A 15,941-nucleotide genomic window follows, 5' to 3' on the forward strand; every position below is an offset into this window, starting at 1 on the left:
TTCCTCCGGGCGGGGGTGTAGCCAGCACCACCCCGAAGACGGCAGCACGGGTGATCGATCGTCAGGCCCGGCTCGGACAGGATCATTCCCGTGACGAACACCGCATCGACGAACCCCGCCCCGACCGCCGCCGCACCGGCCGCCACCGCCCCGGCCCGCACCACTCCGGCCGCCACCAGGCCCCGCACCCGCCGTGCCGCGCTGGCCATGGCCGCCGCCGTGCTGACCGGCCTCGCCGTTCCCGCCACCGCCAGTGCCGACACCGCCCGCGATCCGGGCGACGCCGACCCGGCACCCGCCCGCTACACCCACCAGACGCTGAACTGGCAGCCCTGCACCACGCAGCCCGCCCTGGACTGCGCCACCATGACCGCCCCGCGCGACTGGCACCACCCCGGTGTCGGGGCCGACCTCACCATCGCCGTCTCCCGGCACAAGGCGTCCGCCGACCCGGCCAAGCGCAAGGGCACCCTGCTGATGGCGGCCGGCGGCCCCGGCGGCTCGGGCCTGCTGCGCCCGGCCGGACTGGCCACGGCCGCCCCGGCCGTCGGCGCCGCGTACGACATCGTCGGTTTCGACCAGCGCGGGGTCGGCGCGAGCACCAAGGCCGTGTGCCAGACCCCGGAGGAGTTCCAGGAGTTCCTGGCCGGTGACTACCGCGACCAGTCCCCCGCCGCGGTCGACCACGTGATCGCCGAATCCACCAAGCTGGCCGCCGATTGCCAGGAGCGCAGCGGCGACCTGATCCCCTACCTCACCACCGAGCAGACCGCCCACGACATCGACCTGTTCCGCTCCCTGCTCGGCGAGCGCAAGCTCAGCTACTACGGCCCGTCCTACGCCACGATGATCGGCGCCTACTACGGGACGCTCTTCCCGCACCGGGTCGAGCGGATGGTGCTGGACAGCAACATCGGTTTCGACGGCACCTGGGAGAAGTTCCAGCTCGGCCAGCCGATGAGCTTCCAGCGCCGCTTCGACGAGGACTTCGTGCCCTGGCTGGCGGCCCAGGACGCCACGTACCACTGGGGCACCACGCCGGAGCAGGTGCGGGCGCACTGGGAGCAGCGGCGGGCCGCGCTGCACGACTCCCCCATCGTCGAGGGCTCGCTGACGATCGGCCCCAACCAGCTGGACAACATCGCGATCTCGGCGATCTACTCGGCGTCCCACTTCCCCGACCTCGCCCGCCTGTTGGCCGTCCTCGACAACTGGCAGACCACCGACGCCGCCACCCGGGCAGCGGTCGCGACCATGTTCAACAGCTACCTCAGCCCGGACTTCCTCGCCGAGTACTTCTCGGTGACCTGCAACGACACCGCGTGGACCAGGGACATGGACACCTGGGTGCGGCTCGGCGCCGAGAACACCGCCCGCTGGCCGCTGGTCGGCGCCCGGACGCTGGCCTTCAGCGCGGTCTGCGCCGCCTGGCCGGTCGCCCCGGCACCCAAGGTCAAGGTCACCGGTGCCCACCTGCCGACCACGCTGATGCTCAACTCGGTGCACGACCCGGCGACGTACTACGAGGCGGCCCTCGGCGCCCACCGCGCGCTGCGCGGCTCGAAGCTGGTCACCGTCACCGGGAACGGCGACCACGGCCAGTACCCCGGGACCAACTCCTGCGTCACCGACGTGGTCGAGCGCTACCTGCTGGACGACAAGGCGCCCGCGCACGACCTCACCTGCGCCTCGCCGCAGGCGGGTTGACGGCCCGGGTCAGTTCCGGGGCCTGGCGCCCAGCCGGGCGCGGAGCCAGCCGAGGCCGACGGCCATCGCGGCGAAGCCTCCGACGGCGAGCTTGATGCCGGCCTTGGCGACGAGCCAGCCGATCCCCGGGACGGCCCACCCCAGCCAGTGGAACACGGCCAGCAGCACCGCCGCACCGCACAGCGCGGCCAGGACGGTGACCGCGACGGCGGCGGCCCGCGAGAGCTCCTGCGGGCCGTCTGCGTCGGAGGCGGACACCGGAACCGAACTCGACGTCGCACCGTCCGTACCGTCGCCGGTCTCGTTCACCATGTCGTTCGTACCCCCCTCAGCCATGAGGTGATGATACGACTTCAGCGCCGGGCGTGGTGGGTGTCCCCGAGGTGCTCGCCGGTCTCGTCGTCGGGGAAGCTGACGGCCAGGGTGACGCGGTACTCGTGGACGTCGTCGCGGTGCCCCGGCACCCGGGCCCAGGCCAGCGAGTGCACCTCGGCGCCGGGGGCCTGACGGCACCAGGCGGCCGCCTCCTCCAGGGCGCGGGCGGCCGACAGTCCGGTGCACACCACGGCGGTGTACGCGGCGACCGCGACGTCCCCGCCGGAACGGCAGGTCCGCGACACGGCCCGGACGGCGGCGGCGGCCTGGGTCAGGTCACGGGCCAGGTCGTCCACCACCCGAGGGGGCGCCGGCAGGACGACTGCTCCCTCGGCGACGGTCTCCGGCAGGTTGGGGCTCACGGTCTGGACCTCCATCCGCATCATCACGCGGCACAGCATGCCGGGCGGTGATTCCTGGCATGCCCACTTTCACCAGAACGTCACCCGTCCAGGGGCGAGTTGGGAGGGCGCCCTGGTGTCCGGGGGCCCGTCCTGCTAGGGGAGGCCGACCGGGGCGCCGGACGTTCCGGCAGGTCAGGGAGGTCGGGGGCGGGCGCCGCCGGGGAGCCCGGAACACCGCGCACGTACCACCCCCGTGCTCCGAACCGCCGGTCCGGCGCCCGCGGCGTCCGTCCCACTGCCGTTGGGCCCTTGGTCAACTCCCGGTACCGGAAGGGGAGCTGCCGCCGGACGCGGGTGAAGCGACCGCCGGCCACGGGACCGCTCCGGAGTGCGGTCCGCGGCGTCGTCCGCAGGCCCGGGAGCGGCGCACCCCCGCTGAAGTGCCGAGTTAACCCCTCGGAGGGCCTCGGGCCGCCTCCCGGTCACCCTGTCCCTGTCAGATCGTCGTGATACTAATCGTGCGGTGGCGGGCCCCTTATCAGGTGGACGGGCACGATGACGACAGCTCAACCGTTCCGGGATCGTCCGGGCGGTGACGGGGAGGGGAATCGGATGACGGCGAGGTTCGGCAGCAGCCAGGGCGGGCGGAAGCTCCGGGTCGGCAAGCGGGTCACGGGGACGGCGGCGGCCTTCGCCGCGCTCGCCGCGCTGACCGGCTCTCAGGTGACGGGAATCGGGCTCGCCCCCGGCGCGGCCGCGGACACCGGCCCGACGAGCGGTGCCAGCGCCCCGGACGCCGACCACCAGGGCACCGGCTCGCCGTTCGGCACCCCCGCGCCCGGCACCGGCATTCCGGCCGACGGCGGCGGCACCCTCCAGCTCCCGCAGCCGCCCGGCACGCTGCCGGGCGCTCCTGACGCCGGCCTGTTCGCGGCCACCGGGCCCGCCCTGCCCGCCACGGTGCTCGCCGCCTACCGCCAGACCGAGGCCTCGCTGGCGCAGCGCTCCCCCGGCTGCCACCTGCCCTGGCAGCTGCTGGCGGCGATCGGCCAGGTCGAGTCCGGCCAGGCCAACGGCGGCCAGGTGGACGCCTCCGGCACGACGCTGACCCCGATCCTCGGCCCGGCGCTGGACGGCAACGGCTTCGCCGCGATAGCCGACACCGACGGCGGCCGCTACGACGGCGACTCCCGCTGGGACCGCGCCGTCGGACCGATGCAGTTCATCCCGTCCACCTGGGCCACCTCGGGCGTGGACGCCAACGGCGACGGCAAGGCCGACCCGAACAACATCTTCGACGCCGCCGAGGCCGCCGGGCGCTACCTGTGCGCGGGCGGCCGCGACCTCTCCGACCCGGCGCAGCTCGACCGCGCGGTGCTCAGCTACAACAACTCGGGCGAGTACCTGCGGACCGTCCGCAACTGGATGGCCCACTACGGCAGCGGCACGGTGACGACCGTCCCGAACAGCCCCGGATCCTCGATACCGTCGCCCTCGCTGCCCTCGCCGTTCCTCCCGGTCCTCGGCGGCCCGACGGTCGGCGGCGGATCGGGCTCCGGCGCGACCGGCACCGGCACGACGCCCGCCCCGGCTCCGACCCAGCAGCCGACCACGCCGACCACGCCGGTGACGCCCACCCAGGACCCGTCGCCGACGGCGCAGCCGACGCCCACCACGACGCCGACGCCCACCGGCTCGCCGTCGCCGACCGCGACGCCGACGCCCACCCCGACCGGCACCCCGACGGCGACGCCCACGGGCACCCCGACCGGCACGCCCACAGCCTGCCCGGACCCGACGGCCACCGCCACCCCGACCGGTACGCCCACGGGCACGCCCACCGGTACGCCGACGGCGACGCCCACCCCGACGGGTTCCCCGTCCCCCACCGCCACGCCCACGGGCACCCCGACGGCGACGCCGACCGGCCTCCCCGGCTGCCCGACCCCGGCGCCGACCGCGACGGGCACCCCGAGCGCGGCGCCCAGCACCACCCCCAGCGCCTCGTTCTCGCCCTCGGCGGCCCCGAAGAAGTGACCTGACGTGGTGACCTGACGACGTGCCCGACGGGGGCGCGGTTCCCGGTGCGGAACCGCGCCCCCGTCGCGTCCTGTCGTGTCCGGTTCGGTCGCGGCCGGCCTTGTCGCGTGTCCCGCCGGGCAGGTCGGGCGGGCGCACGGGTCGGGTGCGCGCCCGCGGGAGCATCAGAGGTGCTTGACCAGCTCCGGCATCAGGTCCTGGAAGGTCCGCCCGGTGGCGGGCTGGCCGATCGCGGTCATCTGCCAACCCGTCCCCGTGCGCTGCACCTTGGCCATGATCTGCGCGGTGTACGGGCCGCCGCCGGTGAGGGTGTAGCGCGCCAGCTCGGCGCCGGTGGTCTCGTCCACCAGCCGGCAGAAGGCCGCCTCGACCTCCTGGAAGGTCTGCCCGGTGAAGGAGTTGACGGTGAAGAGGATCTGGTCGACCTCGGCCGACACCGTCGACAGGTTGACCGTGATCGACTCGTCGTCGGTCGCGTTGCCGGAGCCGCCGACCAGGTTGTCCCCGCTGTGCCGCACCGAGCCGTCGTTGCTGGTGAGGTGCTGGAAGAAGACCACGTCGACCGGACGACCCTGGGCGAACAGCACCGCCGAGGCGTCCAGGTCGATCTCCCGGCCTGCGGCGAGCAGCTTGGCGAGGAAGCCCTTGCGTTCCGCCGCCTTCCAGCCCAGCCCCATCCGGACCAGGCTCAGCTGACCACCGCCCGGCTTCTCCAGGCTGATCTTCTGTCCCTTGGCCAGCGAAACGCTCATCGCGCCCTCCTCGTTCTGCCACCGCCGCGTGCCGCGAATCTACAGCACTGTAGAAAGTTTGTGATCATCCGACGGCGTCCTGGGAGCACCCCTACCCCGCACGCCCCCGCGCCTCACCCCCGGCAACGGTCCGTACACCGAGGAACCAGCGGCCAGAGGCGCCGTGTCCGGCATCCGGCACCCGGCGTCCGGTTCAGCCGCCGGGCCGGGAGCGCCGTCACCCGGCGCCGCGCTCCAGCCGCACCAGCGCGTCCACCGCGACGCCACCCGCACCCCCGCCCCTGTGCCCGGACCCGCCACCGACCGTACGGTGCACGCGCTCGGCGCGGACGGTGCGCAGTCCGAGGTCGGCGAGGTCCGCCAGGACGTCCTCCGGGGTGAAGAGCACGGCCGGGTCCTGCGGCCCGCCGACGCCCTCGGTGAGGTTGCTCAGGTCGTGCCCGACGACCAGCAGGGTGCCGCCGGGCGCGAGCGCGTCGGCGGCGCGGCGCAGCGCCGTGCGGCGGTCCCCGGCGGGCAGCTGGAGGTAGGCGACCAGGACGAGGTCGTAGCCGCCGACGGGGGCTTCGACGGCGCGGGCGTCGCCGTGGCGCCAGGTGAGCCGGTCGGCGACCTCGTCGGGCAGGTCGGCGGTGAGCCGTTCGGCCCGCTCCAGCGCGACGGCGGAGAAGTCCAGTCCGGTGACCTCCCAGCCCTGGGCGGCCAGCCAGATGGCGTTGCGGCCCTCGCCGGCGGCCAGGTCGAGGGCGTGGCCGGGGGTGCGGCCGGTCAGTTCGCGGACCACCCACTGGTTGGGTGCCGTGCCCCACACCAGCTCGCTCGCGGCGTAGCGGTCGTCCCAGTCCTGGCTGTCCATCGCGCGTCCTCCGTTCGGGGGCCTGCCGGTACGGGTCAACCTACCGGGCGGCCGCAACGGAGAGGGGGCGGGCGGACGGTCCGCGTGGGCCGTCCGTCCGCCCGGATTCTCCCGATGCCCGGGAGCACCGGGGCCGGCCCCTCCCGGAGGGGATCAGCCCTTGAGGTTCAGCGACGGGAAGAGGTCCTCGAACGGCTGGGTGGTCACCGAGACGCTGCGGGCGAACGGGTCGTCGAAGTCCCAGATCATGAACAGCAGGAAGGCGATCAGCACGCTGAAGCAGAGCGCCAGCGTCAACTCCCGTGGTGTGCGCCGGATCTGCAGGGCGAACAGCATGCCGACGGTCACCACCGCACCGCCGATCAGCCCGAACCAGACGATCCCCGGCATCGTCGAGCCGGCGTTCTGACCACGCGCCTGGCGGGCCTCGGAGGCCTGGCTGATCCGGTCCATGATCGGCTGGTAGGCCTGGGACTCCAGGTCGGAGGCCGGCGGCCGGGTGGCGACGTCGGTCTGCAGCTTCTGCAGCAACTGGTCGCCCTTCTCGGAGATCCCGCCGTTCTCGCGCATGTAGTCCCACTCGGTGTTCACCACGTACGTGACGTAGGCGTCCACGTCGGCCCGGATCTGGTCGCGGAACTCGACCGGGTAGACCACCGCCCGGTCGCTCACCTCGCGCAGGGACTGCGCCTCGCGGAACAGGTCGTCCTGGGCGACGCCGCGCGCCTCCCAGACGCCCGCGATGGCGAGGCCCAGGACGATCGCGTAGACCACCCCGATCATCATCGTGATGTACTCGATGACGTCCGGGGTCTCGTCGGCGTTCTCCTCTGCGGCGCCCACCCGGCGGTTCCTCAGCAGGACCACCGCCACCACGACGGCACAGGCCGACGCCATGGCGATGGTCAACGCCACCCACTCGGACATGGGAACTCCCTTCTCTGGCTTGGCTTGTGACGAAACGAAAAAGGTCTGGGGCAGGCCCGGGCCGACGGACGTCGCAGGATCGGACGGCGGGCGGCGGGGCCGCGACCGGTCAGGACCGGCCCGAACCGCCTCGGCCTCGGCCCTGGCCTCGACCCGGGCGGAGGGCCGCCGCCGCGAGCACACCGGGCACCATGATCAGCAGCAGCGTGGTGGTCATCGGGGCGCCGTGGTGGCGCTGCGGCATCGCCACCGGCAGCGCCGCCGGGGCGCGGAACGTCGGTCGCGGCGCGGGGGCCGGCCACGGCGCGCTCGGGCGTGCCGGGCTCGACGGGGCGGGGCTCGGGGCCGCCGGGGCCGGGGCCGCGGGAACGGCGGGCGGCGGCGGATCGGCCGGCGCGGGCGGCGGGGCCGGGGCGGGCGGCGGCGGATCGGCAGGCGCGGGCGCGGGTGGCGGCGGCGCGGGGGGCGACGGCGGGGTCGGCGTCGGCGTGGGGGTGGGTGTCGCGGTCGGCGACGGCGTACGAGTCGGCGTGGGAGTGGGGGTCGGGGTACGCGTTGGCGTGGGAGTGGGGGTCGGGGTCGGGGTCGGCGTACGGGTCGGGGTCGGCGTGGGGGTCGGAGTCGGGGTCGGACACGGGTGGTGGTGGTGTCCGGCCGGGGGCTTGTGGTCGTCGTGGTGTCCGGTGCCGGCGTTCGGCGCGACGCTGACACCGACCTGGACGTCCACGCCCACCCCGACGCCCACGCTGCCGCCCGGCCCCACCGACACCGACACGTCGGTCCGGGTGCAGACGCAGGTGTCGACGGACGTGCCGTGCGAGTGCCCTCCGTGGCGTTCGGCCCCGGACGCGGTCGCGCCGGTGACCAGTGCGCACATCGCGACCACGCCGACCGAGGCACCGGCCAGCCGCGTCCACCGCCCGGAGGCCGCCGCCCCACCGCCGTGCAGCGGTATCCGTCGTAACTGCCGACGCTGGGACATGGGCTCCACACACCTCTCGGATCACCTGGGGACGGAACGGGCGGAACGCATCGGGACCGGACCGGTAGGGCTCCGGTCGACGGATCGCCGTAGGACCGGCGGAACGGCCGACAGCGGTCGCTCCCCGATCAGAAGTCGATCGGGCACGACCAGAAACGATCGGACGCGATCAGCCGGACGGCCCGCCTTCCGGGGGGCGGGCCGTCCGTCATCAGGTCAAACGATCATCGAGCCCGGCCGGTTACGGCCCGCGCCCGTTGTTGTGCGCGATCAGTGGCGACGGTGCGCGATCTCCACGTTCTCCAGCACGCCGACGGCGTCCGGCACCAGGATCGCGGTCGAGTAGTAGGCGCTGACCAGGTACGAGATGATCGCCTTCTCGTCGATCCCCATGAAGCGGACCGAGAGCGACGGCTGGTACTCGTCCGGGATGCCGGTCTGGTGCAGACCGATCACGCCCTGGTTGTCCTCACCGGTACGGATCACCAGGATCGAGCTCGTGTTCTCCTTGGTGATCGGGATCTTGTTGCACGGCAGGATCGGTACCCCGCGCCAGGCCGGCACCTGCTGCCCGCCGAGGTCGACGTGGGTGGGGTACAGGCCGCGGGCGTTGAACTCGCGGCCGATCGCGGCGATGGTCCGCGGGTGGGCCAGCAGGTAGTCGGGGTCACGGCGGCGGTTGAGCAGCTCGTCCAGGTCGTCCGGGGTGGGCGGGCCCGAGTGGGTCTGGATCCGCTGGTCGAAGTCGGCGTTGTTGAGCAGGCCGAACTCCGGGTTGTTGACGATCTCGTGCTCCTGCCGCTCGCGCAGGGCCTCGATGGTCAGCCGCAGCTGGTGCTCGGTCTGGTTCATCGGCTGGTTGTACAGGTCCGCGACCCGGGTGTGGATCTTCAGGACGGTCTGCGCGACGCTCAGCTCGTACTCGCGCGGCTTCAGCTCGTAGTCCACGAAGGCGCCGGGGAGCTCGAACTCGCCGTGGTGGCCGGCCGACATGGCGATCTCGGCCTCGCCGCGCTCGTTCTGGGCCTGCAGCGGCAGGGCCAGGAACGCCTGCAGGTGCTCCTGGAGGCTCGGCGCGTTGTCCCGGATGGCGACGAAGTCCGCCCGGGACAGGGTGAGGGCGACACCGGAGGTGGCGGTCTTGGCGGTGAAGTCCCAGGCGGCGTCCGGGTTCAGCAGCGCGTCGTCGCCGAAGCGGTCGCCGTCCGCGGCCACGCCGATCTCGGTCTCGTCACCGTACTTGCCGGTGCCCACCAGGTTGACCCTGCCGTGCGCGATCAGGAAGATCCGGTCGGCCGACTCGCCCTGGGTGGTGAGCACCTCGCCGGGGCCGAAGTCCCGCTGCTGGCAGCGGTCGGCGAGGGCGGTGAGCACGTCCTCGTCCTCGTAGCCGCGCAGCAGGGCCAGCTCGCCCAGCTCGGCCGGGATCACCCGGACCTGGGAGCCGGTCTTGATGAACTCCACCACGCCGTTGCCCACGGCGTAGGTGAGCCGGCGGTTGACCCGGTACGCGCCACCGGCGGCCTGCACCCAGGGGAGCACCTTGAGCAGCCAGCGGGAGGTGATCTCCTGCATCTGCGGTGCGGACTTGGTCGTGGTGGCAAGGTTGCGGGCAGCGGCCGTCGCAAGGCTCTGCTGCTTGACCTGCTCTGTCTCCGGGCTCGTGTCCACGGGCATCGGCAGGGTCTCCATTCCTGTGGTCGGGTCACGCGGCCAGGGCCATACGAACCGCCCTGGGGCACATGCCGTGACGGATCATCAGATCCGTAGACTGGTGGGGGCGTTGGCGAAGTATCGCGAGTGAGGCCACCGTCCGGCGGCGGCCCCTCCGGAACCCTAGATCACCAGGACCCGGCCGAGCCCGTACGGACGCCCAGTACCCCCCGATAGGGTGAATCTCGCGCGGTCCGCCCCCATCACGCCGAGGACCGGAGGAACATCCGTTCACCCCGGCGGTTCCCCGCTCCGCCAACGGCTCCCCCGTCCCGGCCACGCCCCCGCAGGCCGGCTCGGAGCCCACCGCCCGGCGTCAACCCGGCACACCGGTGGACCCGCTTCGGGGCGTCTACGGCCGGTGCCGTACGGGGTCGAACCGAACCGCCCGGCCCACCGGGGCCCACCGCGCGCCGGGCCCGCCACCGCCGCGCGGAAGAGCCCGTCAGGTGCCGGCACGGGGGAGGCCGGCACCTGACGGGGGTACGGGGATGCACAGTGGGGTGTGCACCGGGGAGGGACGCCGGGGTCGGACCCCGGGGCCGGTCGGGGTCGCTCGTGATCAGGCGCAGGCGACCTGGGTGCCGGGGACGTCGACGATGCCCGAGTTGTTGTTCAGTCCTCCGTTGTACTCGTAGTACAGGTAGGAGTAGAAGTCGATCCGGGTGGCGTCACCGCAGGCCGAGTCGGGGGCGATGGCGTAGGTCACCGTGAAGGTGCTGCTCGCGCCCGGTCCGAGCGGCACGTCGTACCGGGCGATGCCGCCGTGGACGTTGTCGCTGCAGCCGTTGGTCTGGGTGCCGCAGGCCGTCTCGGTGAACCTGAGACCGGTCTCCAGGCTGGTCCCGTAGGTCTCCTGGACGCTCTGGTAGACGAACTGGATGGGGGTGTCGTACGGGTTGCTGAGCGTCAGGGTGAGCGTGAACTCGCCGCCGCGGACGGTCGTCTGCCGGTCGGAGACGACCGTGAGGGGCAGCGGGGAGTCGGCCCGGGCGGGAGCGGCGGAGAGGAGCAGACCGACGACGAGGGCCGGGCACGCGACGAGCGCGGCGCGGATCGGATGTGTTCTGCGCATGACCATGGAGCGTAGGCCGGGGCACCGCCGGGGTTGCCCGCCGCCGCCCGGTTCCGTACCGACGCAGGAGCGACGAGCGGACACGGCGGACCGGTCGGTCCGGTCACGGCCCCGCCCGAACGTCCGGGGGCCTATGCTTCGCGCCGCCCGGCCCGGCCGCCGTCCCGGCGCCCTGCCTCCCCACCGGTCCCCGGCGCCTCCGCTCCCCCGCCACCGGCCGCCGCCTCCGGCCCCGTTCAGGCCGACGGCGGCAGGATGTCGCAGAGCGCCGCGAGCGCCGCCGGGTAGGCGTGGTCGGGCGGAGTGGCGTAGCCGACCACCAGTCCGTCGACGACGGGCATGGCCGCCGGGGCGATCGCCGGGTGCCGGAAGTCGGCGAGGCCGTCGACGGCCAGGCCCCGGTAGGCGGCGGCCTTGAGCACCGAGCGCTCGGTGCCCGGCTCCAGCTGCAGCACGGCGTGCAGGCCGGCCGCGATGCCGGACACCTCGACGTGCGGGGCGCTCACCGCCAACGCGGCCACCAGCTGGTCGCGGCGGTCGCGGTAGCGGCGGCGCATCCGGCGCACGTGCCGGTCGTAGCCGCCGGAGTCGATGAACTCGGCGAGGGTCAGCTGGTCCAGCGCGCTGGCCCAGCCCTCGCGTTCGCCCTTGGCGGCGAGCACCCGGTCGACCAGGTGGTCCGGCAGCACCATCCAGCCGAGGCGCAGCGCGGGGCTGAGGCTCTTGCTGGCGCTGCCGAGGTAGACCACCCGCTCGGGATCGAGGCCCTGGACGGCGCCGACCGGCTGACGGTCGTAGCGGAACTCGCCGTCGTAGTCGTCCTCCAGGACGAGCCCGCCGCGGCCGCGCGCCCAGTCGATCACGGCGGCGCGGCGGCCCGGGTGCAGCGGGCCGCCGGTGGGGAACTGGTGGGCGGGGGTGAGCAGGGTCGTACGGACGTCCCCGTGCTGCGACAACTCGTCGACGAGGGCGCCCTGTTCGTCGATCGGCAAGGGGACGGCCGTCACCCCGGCGGTGGCCAGCAGCCCGCGGTGGAAGCCCAGTCCGTACGCCTCGACGGCCAGCGGGCCGTTCTCGGCGGGCGGCAGGACGGGCCGCGCGCCGTCGAAGAGCAGTCGTAGCGCGTGGGCGAAGCCGGAGCAGATCACGATCCGGTCCGGATCGGTGCGCACCCCCCGGGCGCGGGCCAGGTAGTCGGCGAGCACGGTGCGCAGCTCGCGCCGACCGTGCGGATCGCCGGGCCCGAAGGCCTCGTTGGGCGCGGCGGTGAGGGCCCGGCGGGCGGCGGCCAGCCAGGCGGTGCGGGGGAAGGAGGCGGCGTCGGGCTGGCCCTGGCGCAGGTCGTGCCGGGGCCCGGGGCGGCGCGAGGGGCGGCGGGCCCGGGTGGCGGGGACGGGCTCGGCCCGTTCGGCGACGGCGGTGCCGGATCCCTGACGGGCGGTCAGCCAGCCCTCGGCGACGAGTTCGGCGTAGGCCTCGGCGGCCGTGTTGCGGGCGAGGCCGAGGTCGGCGGCGAGGGTCCGGTAGGGCGGCAGCCGGGTGCCGGGTGCCAGTCTGCCGCTGCGGATCGCCTCGCGCAGGGCCGTCATCAGCGCGGCGCGGCGGCCGCCGGTGGCGGGGAGGTCGAGGTGCAGGTCGCTGCCGGTCGGGTGGGCGGGCTCGGAGAGGTGCGTGCCCCGCGTGTCCGTCATGTTCACGCACCCTACCCGCCGCCCCGCTCCCGCCCTGCGGCCGGTCGGCCCGGGGCCCTCCGGCCCCCGTTCCATCGGGTCCGGAGCCACCGACGCCCGGCAGTTCCATGCCTAGGGGACGACGGTCACCGGCCAACGGCCCGCCTTCACCAGTCGGACGGCCACCGATCCGATCACCTTGTGCCCGGCCTGCTCGGAGACGCCGACCACCACGGCGTCGGCGCGCAGCTCGTCGGCGAGCTTGGCCAGCCCGCCGTACGCGTCGCCGCGCATGGTCAGGAACCGCCAGTCCACCTTCCACACCTCGCGCACCCGCAGCTCGGCCTCGCGCAGGGCGGTCAGCAGTTCCTCGGCGACCTCCTGGGTGGTCTCCTCCACCGCGGCCCCGGCCAGGGCGGTCGCGGCGGCGAGGATCGGCTGGATGTAGGCCACCGCGAGGACGGCGCCCTGCCGGCGGGCCAGTCCGGCGGCGTAGGCGGTGGCGCGCCAGGAGGAGTCGGAGCCGTCCAGCCCCGCCAGGATCACCTTGGGCCCGTCGGTCCCCAGCTCGAAGCCCTGCGGTGCGGCCGCGGCCTCGTGCTCCTCGGCTCCGAACGGTCCGGCCGATCCGAACGGTCCGGTCGGCCCGGTCGGCACCGCGGCCCCGCCCGCCCCTCCCGCACCGGCATCCGCAGCCCCCGCGCCCGCCGCACCCGCTGCATCGCTCTCTTGGCTCATGGCCACGAGGCTATGCGCGGCACCGTGCGTGAGCGCCGGGGGCACTCCGGGTGAGCCGTGTGGTGCGGGCCACCCGGGGCGGCGGCGGGCACGGCGGATCCGGCACCGGCGGCGGGCGGGCCGTCACGCGCTGTCGACGATGTGCGCGGCCTCACAGCACTTTCGCTGTGGCCCGGGCCACTTCACCGGGGGGTTTGATCTTGGAAATAGATGGAAATCGGGCGAAATCAGCACAATTCCTTGATCCTTACTTCCGGTAACAGGCCTCTGACGTGCCCAAACCTTCGAATCCTTGAATCGGCCCCGACCGGACCCGTAACTTCGAACCCGTTGCACCGAGCGATCCGCTCCGGACAGGCCTCACCGCCCGCCCACCGAGCAGGAACGGTGCCGAACCACGCGAGTGACGTGTCCCCGAAACCACCGGCCTTCCGAGGGCCTGGTTCCGCGCGCTCGCAACCCTCCGAAAGGAAATCCATGACCTTCCGTAACGAGACCGCCGCTGCCACCACCACTGCCACCCCGAAGCGCCGCAACCGCGTCCGGATGGCTCTGATGGCCGGGGCGCTCACCGCCCTGCCCGTGGCCGGCCTCGTCACGGCCACCAGCGCCTCCGCCGCTCCGGCCGGCGTCTGGGACAAGGTCGCCGCCTGTGAGGCCACCGGCAACTGGGCCATCAACTCCGGCAACGGCTTCTACGGCGGCCTGCAGTTCACCTCCAGCACCTGGGCGGCCTTCGGCGGCACCTCCTTCGCCCCGCGCGCCGACCTGGCGACCAAGGACCAGCAGATCTCCATCGGCGAGAAGGTCCTCGCCGCCCAGGGCCCGGGCGCCTGGCCGATCTGCTCCGTCAAGGCCGGTCTGGGCAAGTAGGACCACCACGCTGCCGCCGCATCCCCCACGGGATGCGGCGGCTTCGTCGTCCCCGCGCCTTCCGGCCCCGTCAGGCCGGCCGGGCCGGGAGCGGCAGCGGGAGGGCTGGCAGCCCGTCGAGGCTGGTCCCGACGAGCGGCTTGCGCTCGCAGTAGGCGCCGAACTCCTCCTCGTCCTTGCGGTCGAAGTACTGCGCGTGCAGGTCGCGGTCGGCGCGGTAGTCCATGAACGGCACCGCGTAGCCGCAGGAGTCGCTCACCCGCTCGGCCTTGACCAGCACGATCGCCCGCAGGCCCGACCCGTCGGCGGCCGGGTCGAAGTGGCCGAGCAGCCCGGCGAAGCGCGGGTCGTCCCGGAAGACCGCCTCGCCCGTGCCGTGCACCCGCACCACGGTCGGCGGCCCCTCGAAGGAGCACCACATCAGGGTGATCCGGCCGTTCTCCCGCAGGTGGGCGACGGTCTCGGCCTGCGACCCGCCGAAGTCCAGGTAGGCGAGGGTGAGTTCGTCGATCACCGCGAGGGTGCCGGAACGGCCCTTCGGCGAGAGGTTGACGTGCCCGTCGGCGGCCAGCGGGGCCGTCGCCACGAAGTAGACCGGCTGGCGCTCGATGAAGGCGCGCAGTCGGCCGTCGATCGATTCGTACTGCTTTCCCATGTGCGCGATTGTGCACGCATCTCGACTGGCGGGAAAGAAGAATCCGTTCCGTGAGACCCACCTGACCCGCCGTCGGCCCGGGCCCGGGGAGTTCGAGGACGGGCCCTAGAATGGTCTGCGTACATGTCACCCACCCCGCCCAGCACGGGAGTCGATATGTCCCGGAGCACCGTCCCGCCGACCGCGCCGGGGATGGTCCTCGGCACACCCGCCGCACCGCTGCGCCGGTACGTCCTCGGCTACCGCGGCTACCGGCTGGACCTGCGGCAGCCGCGCCGCCGACTGGAAGTGCCGACCGACGTGGTCACGGTGGCCCTCGCCTTCGAGGGCAGCATGCGCCTCACCGACGCCGTCTCCCCCGCGCCCGCCGCCTCCTTCGGATCGGTCGTGGCAGGGCTGCGCCGCACCGCGACGATCGCCCAACACTCGGGCGTCCTGCACGGGTTGGCCGTCTCGCTCACCCCGCAGGGCGCCTTCCGGGCGTTCGGTCCGCTGGCCGGCGACCTCGGCGGGCAGTGGGCCGAGCCCGGGGACGTCCTCGGTCCGCGGCTGCGCGCGCTGACCGACCGCCTCGCCGACACCCCGAGCTGGCCCGCCCGGTTCGCCATGCTCGACGGCTACTTCGCCGCGCTGTTCGCGTACGGCCCGGACTGGGAGCCGTCCGTCCGCTGGGCCTGGCACCGACTGCGGCGCTCGCACGGGATGGTCCCGATCCACACTCTGGTCGAGGGCACCGGGTGGAGCCGCCGCCGACTGGAACTGCGCTTCCGCGAGCACCTCGGGCTGGCCCCCAAGCAGGCCGCCGGGATCCTCCGGCTCCAGCACACCCTCGGCGTCCTGGCCGCCCGCGCGGACCGCCCCACCGGCGCCGACCTCGCCGTGCTCTGCGGCTACTACGACCAGTCCCACCTCGACCGGAACTTCCGCGGCATGGTCGGCTGCTCGCCGCGCGAGTTCCTGGCCTCCCGCACCGGCACCGGCACCCTGCCCGAGCCCACCGACCGGGTGGCGGGGCGGGTGACCAGCGCCCTCCTCGACCCCGGCGTGGCCTGAGCCGGGCCCCCGGCCCCGCTCCGGAGCGCGTGCGCATTCTTACAAGACGCACGGCGGCCCCGTCCGGCACCTTCGAAGAGCCCGGCCGGCACGGGGGGCCGGCCGGTCACGCTCACGGGCGCGGACGGGGCCGGGGCTCGACTCGGTGGCGGCCGAGCCCGGTCACTGCGTCAGGTCATCG

At 74.0% G+C, this 15,941-nt stretch carries 13 protein-coding genes and 1 pseudogene; 4 read left to right on the plus strand and 10 right to left on the minus strand.

Annotation, left to right across the window (positions count from 1 at the left end; translation table 11 throughout):
* Window positions 1–90 precede the first annotated feature (90 nt).
* Window positions 91–1,707, plus strand: coding sequence for an alpha/beta hydrolase (locus ABT048_RS10410; protein WP_350520928.1), 1,617 nt, complete (start codon window positions 91–93; stop codon window positions 1,705–1,707).
* A gap of 9 nt (window positions 1,708–1,716) precedes the next feature.
* Here the strand turns inward: ABT048_RS10410 and ABT048_RS10415 are convergent, their stop codons facing one another.
* Window positions 1,717–2,043, minus strand: coding sequence for a hypothetical protein (locus ABT048_RS10415; protein WP_350520929.1), 327 nt, complete (start codon window positions 2,041–2,043; stop codon window positions 1,717–1,719).
* Window positions 2,044–2,060: 17 nt separating this feature from the next.
* The gene (locus ABT048_RS10420) at window positions 2,061–2,471 is read right to left on the minus strand and encodes a hypothetical protein (protein WP_350520930.1); all 411 of its coding nucleotides are present in this window, start codon (window positions 2,469–2,471) and stop codon (window positions 2,061–2,063) included.
* Between the two features lie 567 nt (window positions 2,472–3,038).
* On the opposite strand from ABT048_RS10420, the gene ABT048_RS10425 reads away from it, so the two are divergent.
* Complete coding sequence (locus ABT048_RS10425; protein WP_350520931.1) at window positions 3,039–4,463, plus strand: lytic transglycosylase domain-containing protein; 1,425 nt, start codon at window positions 3,039–3,041, stop codon at window positions 4,461–4,463.
* 167 nt (window positions 4,464–4,630) lie between these two features.
* On the opposite strand, the gene ABT048_RS10430 is transcribed toward ABT048_RS10425, so the two are convergent.
* From ABT048_RS10430 to ABT048_RS10460, 7 genes are all read right to left on the minus strand, one after another.
* Window positions 4,631–5,218 (minus strand): TerD family protein, encoded by a 588-nt coding sequence (locus ABT048_RS10430; RefSeq protein ID WP_350520932.1) that lies wholly within the window; start codon window positions 5,216–5,218, stop codon window positions 4,631–4,633.
* A 217-nt stretch (window positions 5,219–5,435) separates the two neighbouring features.
* A complete protein-coding gene (locus ABT048_RS10435; RefSeq protein WP_350520933.1) occupies window positions 5,436–6,074 on the minus strand; it encodes a class I SAM-dependent methyltransferase in 639 nt (212 codons plus the stop codon).
* Between the two features lie 153 nt (window positions 6,075–6,227).
* Window positions 6,228–7,001, minus strand: a complete 774-nt coding sequence (locus ABT048_RS10440) for a bestrophin-like domain (RefSeq protein WP_350520934.1) — start codon at window positions 6,999–7,001, stop codon at window positions 6,228–6,230.
* Between the two features lie 1,252 nt (window positions 7,002–8,253).
* Entirely contained in the window at window positions 8,254–9,660 is a 1,407-nt protein-coding gene (locus tag ABT048_RS10445) for a family 2B encapsulin nanocompartment shell protein (protein WP_350520935.1), read from the minus strand.
* A gap of 598 nt (window positions 9,661–10,258) precedes the next feature.
* Window positions 10,259–10,771, minus strand: coding sequence for a hypothetical protein (locus tag ABT048_RS10450; protein ID WP_350520936.1), 513 nt, complete (start codon window positions 10,769–10,771; stop codon window positions 10,259–10,261).
* A 236-nt stretch (window positions 10,772–11,007) separates the two neighbouring features.
* The gene (pdxR, locus tag ABT048_RS10455; protein WP_350520937.1) at window positions 11,008–12,462 is read right to left on the minus strand and encodes a MocR-like pyridoxine biosynthesis transcription factor PdxR; all 1,455 of its coding nucleotides are present in this window, start codon (window positions 12,460–12,462) and stop codon (window positions 11,008–11,010) included.
* Window positions 12,463–12,573: 111 nt separating this feature from the next.
* Window positions 12,574–13,008, minus strand: coding sequence for a universal stress protein (locus ABT048_RS10460; protein ID WP_350521077.1), 435 nt, complete (start codon window positions 13,006–13,008; stop codon window positions 12,574–12,576).
* Window positions 13,009–13,656: 648 nt separating this feature from the next.
* On the opposite strand from ABT048_RS10460, the pseudogene ABT048_RS10465 reads away from it, so the two are divergent.
* Window positions 13,657–14,043 (plus strand): annotated as a pseudogene (locus ABT048_RS10465) (transglycosylase family protein); the annotation flags it as partial.
* Between the two features lie 79 nt (window positions 14,044–14,122).
* Here ABT048_RS10465 and ABT048_RS10470 read toward each other — a convergent pair.
* On the minus strand, window positions 14,123–14,707 hold the full coding sequence (locus ABT048_RS10470) for a pyridoxamine 5'-phosphate oxidase family protein (protein WP_350520938.1): 585 nt from the start codon (window positions 14,705–14,707) through the stop codon (window positions 14,123–14,125).
* Between the two features lie 156 nt (window positions 14,708–14,863).
* Here ABT048_RS10470 and ABT048_RS10475 point away from each other — a divergent pair, with 156 nt between their 5' ends.
* Window positions 14,864–15,760, plus strand: coding sequence for a helix-turn-helix domain-containing protein (locus ABT048_RS10475; protein WP_350520939.1), 897 nt, complete (start codon window positions 14,864–14,866; stop codon window positions 15,758–15,760).
* Window positions 15,761–15,941: the final 181 nt, after the last annotated feature.

The organism is Kitasatospora sp. NPDC096140 (assembly GCF_040303045.1).
Taxonomy (GTDB): domain Bacteria; phylum Actinomycetota; class Actinomycetes; order Streptomycetales; family Streptomycetaceae; genus Kitasatospora.